This is a genomic window from Oceanobacillus caeni (assembly GCF_042678465.1).
Lineage (GTDB): Bacteria > Bacillota > Bacilli > Bacillales > Amphibacillaceae > Oceanobacillus > Oceanobacillus caeni.
Genome location: NZ_JBHTKV010000032.1, coordinates 20,550 through 29,868, shown reverse-complemented (window position 1 = coordinate 29,868; position 9,319 = coordinate 20,550). Strand labels below are relative to the sequence as shown.

9 protein-coding genes are annotated in these 9,319 nt (G+C 37.4%); 3 read left to right on the top strand and 6 right to left on the bottom strand.

The window, feature by feature from the left end:
* Positions 1 to 136: 136 nt before the first annotated feature.
* Entirely contained in the window at positions 137 to 1,339 is a 1,203-nt protein-coding gene (locus ACFQ18_RS16015; RefSeq protein ID WP_047184403.1) for an MFS transporter, read from the top strand.
* A 116-nt stretch (positions 1,340 to 1,455) separates the two neighbouring features.
* On the opposite strand, the gene ACFQ18_RS16010 is transcribed toward ACFQ18_RS16015, so the two are convergent.
* From ACFQ18_RS16010 to ACFQ18_RS16000, 3 genes are all read right to left on the bottom strand, one after another.
* A complete protein-coding gene (locus ACFQ18_RS16010) occupies positions 1,456 to 2,901 on the bottom strand; it encodes a M20 family metallopeptidase (protein ID WP_204798661.1) in 1,446 nt (481 codons plus the stop codon).
* Between the two features lie 67 nt (positions 2,902 to 2,968).
* Positions 2,969 to 3,421, bottom strand: a complete 453-nt coding sequence (locus tag ACFQ18_RS16005) for a hypothetical protein (RefSeq protein WP_047184405.1) — start codon at positions 3,419 to 3,421, stop codon at positions 2,969 to 2,971.
* Positions 3,422 to 3,424: 3 nt separating this feature from the next.
* A complete protein-coding gene (locus ACFQ18_RS16000) occupies positions 3,425 to 4,255 on the bottom strand; it encodes a DUF3100 domain-containing protein (protein ID WP_204798660.1) in 831 nt (276 codons plus the stop codon).
* A gap of 514 nt (positions 4,256 to 4,769) precedes the next feature.
* Here ACFQ18_RS16000 and ACFQ18_RS15995 point away from each other — a divergent pair.
* Together ACFQ18_RS15995 and ACFQ18_RS15990 are read left to right on the top strand one after the other, a co-directional pair.
* Positions 4,770 to 5,123, top strand: a complete 354-nt coding sequence (locus ACFQ18_RS15995) for a hypothetical protein (RefSeq protein WP_204798659.1) — start codon at positions 4,770 to 4,772, stop codon at positions 5,121 to 5,123.
* A gap of 129 nt (positions 5,124 to 5,252) precedes the next feature.
* Positions 5,253 to 5,762, top strand: a complete 510-nt coding sequence (locus tag ACFQ18_RS15990; RefSeq protein WP_204798658.1) for a hypothetical protein — start codon at positions 5,253 to 5,255, stop codon at positions 5,760 to 5,762.
* A gap of 505 nt (positions 5,763 to 6,267) precedes the next feature.
* On the opposite strand, the gene copZ is transcribed toward ACFQ18_RS15990, so the two are convergent.
* Genes copZ through ACFQ18_RS15975 form a run of 3 tightly spaced genes read right to left on the bottom strand, consistent with a single transcriptional unit; the run spans position 6,268 to position 9,208 of the window.
* A complete protein-coding gene (gene copZ, locus ACFQ18_RS15985) occupies positions 6,268 to 6,474 on the bottom strand; it encodes a copper chaperone CopZ (protein ID WP_047184408.1) in 207 nt (68 codons plus the stop codon).
* A 33-nt stretch (positions 6,475 to 6,507) separates the two neighbouring features.
* Positions 6,508 to 8,892 carry a heavy metal translocating P-type ATPase gene (locus ACFQ18_RS15980; protein WP_204798657.1) on the bottom strand — a complete coding sequence of 795 codons (2,385 nt, stop codon included), beginning with the start codon at positions 8,890 to 8,892 and terminating at the stop codon, positions 6,508 to 6,510.
* Positions 8,893 to 8,905: 13 nt separating this feature from the next.
* Positions 8,906 to 9,208 (bottom strand): metal-sensing transcriptional repressor, encoded by a 303-nt coding sequence (locus tag ACFQ18_RS15975; protein WP_047184410.1) that lies wholly within the window; start codon positions 9,206 to 9,208, stop codon positions 8,906 to 8,908.
* Between the last annotated feature and the right edge of the window lie 111 nt (positions 9,209 to 9,319).

Below are 9,319 nucleotides of genomic sequence, written 5' to 3'. Positions count from 1 at the left end.
TACATTTATGATAGAGCGCCTTTTCTTTTTTTTCTAGAATTTTGTTTCAAATCCCCGAGAACTATTTTACACATAGTCGTGATGTCTTTTTGGAATAACAAGATAGCACATACCAAAATAGAAAGGTTCGTTTAAATTGGATAAACCTAATTTATGGACAAAAGATTTTTTAATTGTATCTTTCACCAATTTTTTCCTTTACTTTATTCATTACCTATTAATTTCCACCATTGCGATATTTACGATAGATCAGTTTCATGCTTCAGAAAGCATGGGTGGTTTGGCAGCAGGAATCTTTGTCATAGGGATGCTTTTTGGTCGGCTTTTTTCAGGGAAATACATCGACCAAGTTGGCCAAAAGAAAATTCTTTTTATCGGCTTTATTTTTTCTGTTATAACCATACTTTTATATTTTAGTATTACAAACTTACCTATTCTCTTTCTTGTGCGTTTTTTGCATGGTGCTGCTTTTGGAGTAGCCTCTACTGCCACCGGTACGATTGTACAACACATTATTCCAGATACACGTAGGGGTGAAGGTACTGGTTACTACGGATTAAGTACAACACTTGCATCTGCAGTTGGTCCTTTTTTTGGAATCTTAATCAATCAACATTTAGGTTTCAGGATGAACTTCGTTGCATGTACCGCACTTATAGGAATAAGTTTTCTAGTTTCACTTTTCTTAAAGGTGCCTAATGTGGAATTCCATAAAGATCCATTAGAAAAAGAGAAGGGCTTTAAACTGAGCGATTTCTTTGAAGCGAAAGCAATTCCAATTTCCATTGTAAGTATTTTAATTGGCATCAGTTATTCAAGTGTTCTTTCATTTCTGACCGTATATGCACAAGAAATTAACTTGGTCAACGCTGCCGGTTTTTTCTTTGTTGTTTATGCTATTGCCACTTTAGTAACAAGACCTTATATGGGCAAACTTTTTGACATGAAAGGGGATAATGCTGTTATGTATCCCGTCCTTATTGTTTTTGCCCTCGGTTTAATCATATTAGGTCATGCCCATCAAGGGATTATACTTTTATTATCTGGTGCTTGTATTGGGATTGGTTATGGAACATTTATTACCAGCGCTCAAGCTATAGCTGTTAAGGCATCACCTAAGAGTCGTATTGGCTTGGCAACATCAACATTCTTTATGTTTGCAGATTTCGGTGCCGGCTTTGGACCGTTTTTACTTGGATTTTTAATTCCTCTCACCGGCTATAGAAACTTATATGAAACAATGGCCATTTTGGTTGTGGCTGCTACTGTATTATATTATTTCTTGCATGGAAGAAAAAAGAGTCATGAAACGTCTTCTTATGAAGAAACCTTAGTTTGAAAAAATAAGGTTAAAAATCTTTAATAAAAAGCTGCCCTAACAAGATTTATTAGGGCAGTTTTTCATTTGCATTAGAACTATAAGGGGTTCAACCAAGTCTATTAAGCTAGTGATCTTTACTCCACTCCCACAGCTTCAGAAACATTACGTCTTGGAGGCATAAGATCTTGTGGAATTAAACTTTCATACTGATCCCCATCAAGACGGTTTTTAAATTCCTCCCTGGCTTGAGATAATAAATCTTCATCCTCTAAAACACGAATTGCTGTACAAGCCATTGTTTTTCCGGCAAGTAGCATTCCTTGGTGAGCATAGTTCTGCTTTCCTTGCGCTACCACTTGCCATGTATGGAAAGGAGTAGCTAATGCCCATGTAGATGTGTAGCACTGAGCTGTTGGAACCTTCCAGCTAACATTCCCAACATCGGTTGACCCGTTCATGAATGATAATTTCTCCGAGTAAGGAAGAATCACATCAGCAATTGGTCTTTCATCCAATTGGGAAGCGTATTCCTTATCAAATAGTGACTTTGCACTTTCCCTACCTTCATCGGTAAAAGTCTGATACATTGCCTTGGCAAATTCAATATCTTGATCATTCAATTCTGGGAATCCCAATTCATCCATTTGTTGATGCATAACCCGCTCCAATGTACTGTTTGGAATCAAATTATGACAAGATCCTTCAATTTGATGCTCCATTTCTGTTTCAGTCATTAAGGCAGCTCCACGCGCAATATTTTCTACACGTTTATACAGATTTTGTACCTGTTCCGGTTTAGGGGCTCTAATTAAATAGGTAACCTCTGCTTCCTTTTGTACAACATTCGGTGCTAACCCTCCAGGATTCGTAATAGCATAATGAACGCGAGCATCATCAATCATATGTTCACGCATATAATTAACACCAATGTTCATTAATTCAACAGCATCCAAGGCACTTCTTCCAAGATGCGGCTCCTGTGCTGCATGGGCACTGCGACCATAAAACGTAAAGGTTGCATGAATGACGGCGTTTGAACTCGTATGCGGAACGGCATTCATCGTATAAGGATGCCAGGAAAAAGCAACATCAAGCGAATCAAATACACCCTCTCTGGCCATAAATGTCTTTCCATATCCACTTTCTTCTGCAGGGCATCCGAAATATTTAACGGTTCCTGGAAGGCTATTGGTTTCCATATAATCTTTAACCGCAATCGCTGCAGCCAATGAGCCCACACCAAGTAAATTATGCCCACATCCATGTCCATTCCCTTGTGGTATAATCGGATCATATGACTTGCTTCCTGATTTTTGGCTGAGACCTGAGAGTGCATCATATTCTCCCAGTATTCCAACAACCGGTTTTCCTCCACCGAAACTAGCTACAAAGCCAGTTTCAAGTCCTGCAACATCCCGCTCCAATGTAAACCCTTCATCTTCCAACGCATTACTCAATAAATCTGCTGAACGAAATTCTTCAAATCGCGTCTCAGCAAACTCCCACACTTTATTGGCCAATTCCTTAAATTTTTCATCTTTACTATCTACTAAAGTTGATATTTTTTCTGTTACACTCATGATCATATATCCCCTATCTTTAAGTATATTAACAACATTATTTCTCTCGGTCTAAATACCTTCTATGTTAAATAACTCCTTGTATACGCAATACAATCTCGGCTATAATCGCGGAACCAAGAAATGTACCCAATAAAACACATGTTCCAACAACAATACTCCGCCAACCCAATTTTGCAAAATCGGCCCATGAACGCCCGACAGCAATCCCCGCATAAGCCAGGATTGGTGTTGTTAAGGCAAGTAAGTTTACTTCCTCCGTCCATTTAATTAAATACCCTGATCCAGGTGTTACCGGCAAAGAAAGAACCATCCCAATCACAGAGATATAAACAATGGCAGGTAAATTTAACGGCAAAACTTTTTGGATGACCAATCCAGCTACACAAACGAGAATGATAATAATCATTCCGGGAGCTGCCGTTAGCGGCATGACATGATAGCCAACCCAATTGCCCAATATTGCAATGATACCAATAATCGTCAAAACAAAAGTCCATTCCTGAATACTTTTTAACATGTGTCATCCCCCTATTTTAGCCTTTGGTTCGGCATCCTGTTTTGCCTTGTCACCTTTAAATTTCGAAAGTATCTCATAAAGTTTTTCTGTCAATGGAAGTGCGAAAAAAATACTTACAAATAATCCTGTTGAAGCAGAAATAACGTTGCTCGCTGCAGCAAAAGCCACGATACTTTCCTTCATATCAGGAAACATAGTAACCAGCGGACCACTGGCAGCAGCCATCATGCTCGCGCTTCCGACCCCTGACGCCATTGCAAATGCCAACGGATGAATCGGTGTAAGAGAGACTAACAACCCGGAAATTAAGCCCAGGAACATAGCTCCAAATAAGGTTCCATAGATATACATGGCCATTACACCCCGTCCTTCCGGGGAATTGAAACCATATTTATCTGTGATCAATGCTAAATTTCCTTCTCTCCCTAAAGAATGGGTCATTCCAATGCTCTCTCTTTTCATTCCGATTGCAATCGCTACTGGAAGAGCTAGAAATATCGTGCCAAAGTTGCCAAGTTCCTGTAGTAATAAAGCTGGTCCGGCCTTAATAATTTCCTCAATCCCCGGGCCAATCGCGAAACTAAATTTCGCAACCAATAAACTTGCCGACAAAAATACAATAGAATCGGCATTTATCGACATTCTTTCTTTTACAACAGGTGTGAAATAGAGCACTAGACCAAAAACCACGGCATAGAGCATGGGTAATAGCAAAATAACTCCTGGTCCCAATGAGATCTCGTGAGTCCCAATCCCCTCCGCTAATAAAACCAATATAAGCACAATAAGATGCAAACGCCAATCTTTCCAAAGTTTAGGCTGCTTTTCTTCCACTTTTCCTTTCCCCCCCTATCATCATTTGCTGATGAAAATTAACCCCATGATTCCAATAATAGGCCTCACCGTCCCATATGTTTGACCGTAGTGAGAATAAGAATTTCACTACAAGTGAAATTCTTATAACTATAAGACTATATGATAGTGTCCCCAACCTATTGGAATCGGTTTCATTGCAAATTAGATGCATTTTCGGTAATGTCCTTAATTATAGATAAAGCTCTATTTTAAGTCAATATGGAATTATTAGAATATTGTGGGAGGAAGAAATAGAAACTAGTTTTGTAACAGCTTCTATAATGAAATTCTATATAATTTTCTTAGACGACCACGTGAATGGGCACTTTCCTTGCCAATTACTTCCGCATACCTCTTCTTAAAATAACTATAGCATTATCCATAAAATCGGGGTATAGTTTGATTGAATCAACGGAGTAACAAAAGAACTTATATGTATTTCAGAGTGAGGAATTTCTAAATACAGAAAATTTAGCAAAGGGGAGTATAATCAATGTCTTGGGACTACCAAAAGTACTTACATGTATACGCTCAGCATAGCCATCATCAAGAATCTTTTATAGTAGGGAACAGAGAGGCGCTATTAGAGCTCCGTAAGTTAATAGATATAGCTTTATCGAATGGTAAATCTGTGGGAGACTTTTTCCCTTCTGATGATGAAGGGTTTCAACTATACGTTGGTGTTGTAGAAAGTGAGGATACCTTTAACTCGTTAGAAATGCCCTATACAGAACAATTTGGAGAGATAAATCACAATAATTATTTTATTAATCTTAAAGATGACCCGAAAGCACCTTATTCTCCAGTAATTTTATTTCCTGATAATGAGAAAGAAGAAGATAGTTAGTATTTAACTTAATAACTCAAGTTTCGGAGTTAGAAAACACGCATAAACTTCGAAACTTGAGTTAATTAAATAAACAAATTACGATTAGGAACAAAATCCAGCTATGTTTTCCAGGGAAAGGATGTTTTTATGCGAAAATTGTTTGTTTTACTGTGTTGTTCCATCTCTATTTTATTTTTGATTAGTGCTTGTGAAAGCAAAGAAGACACATCGGTAGAGATTGGAGAGGAGTTTTTGAAGGAATTCTATAATGTTGAAGATTCAAATGTTGATTTGGAGGAAATGAACGAGGAACAACTAATTGATCATCAAAATAAATTCTCAACTTATTTCACAGAAAAGGAATTTAAAGACCTAGCAGACAAAAGGTTTTTTTTAATACCACAAGAGGTAGCAAGCAAAAAAGATAATACTATTTCTTTAGAAAACATTAAGTTTGAAAAAAATGAACAAGACCAATCAGAAAGTGAATCGTACGATTATAATCATTCATTTACTTTGGTATTTACTGATTCAGAAGGAAATGAGGCAGATAAAGTAAAAATAAAAGGTGAAATGACTATTTTAGATACCGAAGATGGATTAAAAATTGACCGTTATTACGATGGAGAAACCCTAAGGGATATACTGTATCGTTAAACTGCCGTTTCTAATTTAGCTGTTGTTGGGCTAACTGATGATTTAGTAGATGAGGATATATGTTGTGCAAAAAAGGATAGATGAACAGGAGTTTTTTCTGCTTAAATCTATCCTTTTCTTTGTTACCAGACAATAAAACTAGATGGGAATAAATGATGAATAAAAATTTTTCATTGCAGCAAGGATTAAGGGATAACATAACTACAAAAAACTGTTTTCACAACCACAAAACCTTTTCGTTTATAGTTGTTTGTCTTTTATCAATGATTTAGAGAGTTACACACCTATGTTTTGTCTTTACACAATAATTATTTTATTAATTTTAAAGATGACCCGAAAGCACCTTATTCTCCGGTAATTTTATTTCCTGATAATGAAAAAGAAGAAGAAAGTTAGTATTTAACTTAATAAAACTTTTGTATTTTCTATTTTGAGGGGCCTAATTTATAACTTTTAAAAAAACAGCTGATTTTCCAAACAGAAAACCAGCTGTTGATTCTTATATTTAGGCTTCAACATCATAGCCTTGTTCTTCAATAGCTTCTTTCATGGCATCCACATTTACTTTTGATTCGTCAAAAGTAACATCTACTTTGCCAGCTTCTAAATTAACTTCAGCTGCTGATACGCCATCTAATTTTTTTAATGCACCTTCAACAGACATTTTGCAATGACCACATGTCATACCTTGCACATTTAATGTTTTTTCCATTACTTTTCACCTCCTTTAAAAGGGAGTTCCGCCTTATAATTTCACACGTTTTAAGCGAAGGGAGTTAGAAACAACACTTACGGAACTTAATGCCATGGCTGCACCAGCAATCCATGGGGCAAGTAGTCCAATTGCTGCAACCGGGATTCCTGCTGTATTGTATCCGAAAGCCCAGAAAAGGTTTTGACGGATATTTCGAATGGTTGCATGACTGATTCTAATAGCTTTCGGTATGAGTAACAATTCTCCACCAAGAATCGTCAAGTCAGCAGCTTCTATAGCCACTTCTGTACCAGTTCCAATGGCAATTCCGATATCTGCAGTCACTAGTGCAGGTGCATCGTTCACACCGTCACCAACCATTGCTACCTTTTTACCCTTATCTTGAATTTCTTTGACCTTATCTGCTTTTTCTTCAGGTAACACCCCGGCAATCACTTGATCGATTCCTACTTGTTTTGCAATTGCTTGAGCTGTTCTTTCGTTATCCCCTGTTAACATGATAACTTCTAAACCTTGTTCCTTTAACTCTCTAATTGCTTGTGGTGCTGTTTCTTTAATGGTATCAGCAACCGCAACAATACCACGATATTTCCCATCAATGGCTATCAACATTGCTGTTTTACCATTCGTTTCAAATTCAACTAATTCCTCTTCATTACCTTTCATATCAATTTGGTAATCATTCATTAGTTTTCGATTTCCAACGAGAACTTGTTTTCCAGAAATCTTAGCTTCAATACCATGGCCAGGTATCGCATCAAATTCATCCACTTCTACAAAGTCCATATTCTTCTCAGTTGCATATGCCACAATAGCTTCAGCAAGTGGATGTTCTGACCCTTTTTCTGCACTTGCTAACAATTGTAATGCTTCTTCATCACCAGTAAAGTCCGTTACTTCGAGTTTCCCTTTTGTAATTGTTCCTGTTTTGTCCATAACAATGGCATTTAACTGATGTGTTCTTTCTAAATGTTCTCCACCTTTAAACAAGATGCCACTCTCCGCAGCCCTTCCTGTCCCTACCATGATGGAAGTTGGTGTTGCTAAACCTAACGCACATGGACAGGCAATAACAAGTACAGCAATTGCTGCAACTAAGGCAGATTCAAATTGACCAGGTTGGACAAAGGCTATCCATACGATAAATGTAAGAATGGCAATCCCTACAACGATTGGTACGAAATAGCCTGAAATGACATCAGCCAATCGTTGAATCGGTGCTTTAGATCCTTGAGCTTCTTCCACAACTTTAACAATGGATGCCAGGGCAGTATCTTTCCCAACTTTTGTAGCTTCCATTTCAATCGAACCATTTTTGTTTATCGTTGAACCGATTAAGCCAGCGTCTACTTCTTTTTCAATCGGAATGGACTCCCCTGTAATCATTGACTCATCCACAGATGTTCTTCCCTTTACAACTATACCGTCTACAGGTATCTTTTCTCCTGGTTTTACAACTAGTCGATCACCAACGACCACTTCATCCACTGGAATCATGATTTCCTCGCCATTTCTTATAACGCGTGCCTCTTTTGCTTGTAAATTAAGTAAAGAAGATAGTGCATTCGTTGTCTGGCTTTTTGCTCTTGCTTCCAAATATTTACCAAATAAAATTAACGTAATTAATACAGCACTCGTTTCAAAGTATAAATGCGGCATATATTCAGGGTTGCCAATGGTCTTGAATGCTTCATATAAACTATAAAAATAAGCAGCACTCGTACCTAGTGCAACAAGCACATCCATGTTGGCTCCACCATTACGAAGGTTCTTATAGGCACCAACATAAAATTGCCAACCGATGATAAATTGAACAGGTGTTGCTAAAGCAAATTGGAACCACGGATTCATGAATATATCTGGTATGGTCATATTAAATAAATGAACCAACATGGTTACTAATAGCGGTGCAGCTAATACGGCTGAAATGATTAATTTCGTTTTCTGATGCTTTAGTTCCTTTTCTTTATGCGTTTGCTTTTCAGCTGCTTCCGCTTTAGGCTTCGCATCATAACCCACATTTTTGATTTTTTCAATCAATGCTTTGACATCTGTGAGCCCTGGATTATATTCAATCGATGCAGTTTCTGTTGTTAAGTTAACCGTTGCGTGCTTTACTCCTTCTTGCTTATTCAATACCTTTTCAATTCGGTTCGAACAAGCTGCACAGGTCATTCCAAACACATCTAATTCAGCATTTTCCATTAAAACACCATAGCCGACATTTTCAATTTTCTTCGTAATATCTTCTATAGATGTTTTATCAGGATCATATTCTACAGTTGCCTTTTCTGTCGTTAAATTAACCTGGGCATCCACACCGTCCATTTTATTTAAAGTTTTTTCAATCCGGTTGGAACATGCAGCACAAGTCATTCCTGTTACCCCAAGTGTTGCATGATTTGTTTCACTCATCATAGATCCCCCCTTACTTAGAAAACTGTTTTAATACTCCCATCAATTCATCAATGGCTTCTTTACCTTCCCCTTGTTTGATCGCATCACTGACACAATGGTTGATATGTCGTTCAGTGACAGCGAAACCTACATTTTTTAAGGCGGATTGAATGGCACTTATTTGTACTAAAATATCCATACAATAGCGATCATCTTCCACCATTTTCTGTATTCCACGAACTTGACCTTCTATTCGTTTTAAACGATTAATAACTTTTTGTTTTTCATCTTGTGATCTTGGTTTACTTGGATGATCATGTAAGAATTTTTCCAAATGAATCACTTCCTTTTCTTTTATACTTATACTATACCCACATATGGTATATTTGTCAATAAAAATACCTTGGAAATATTAAGACCAGGCCCGTTGAATAAAATCCTGAGG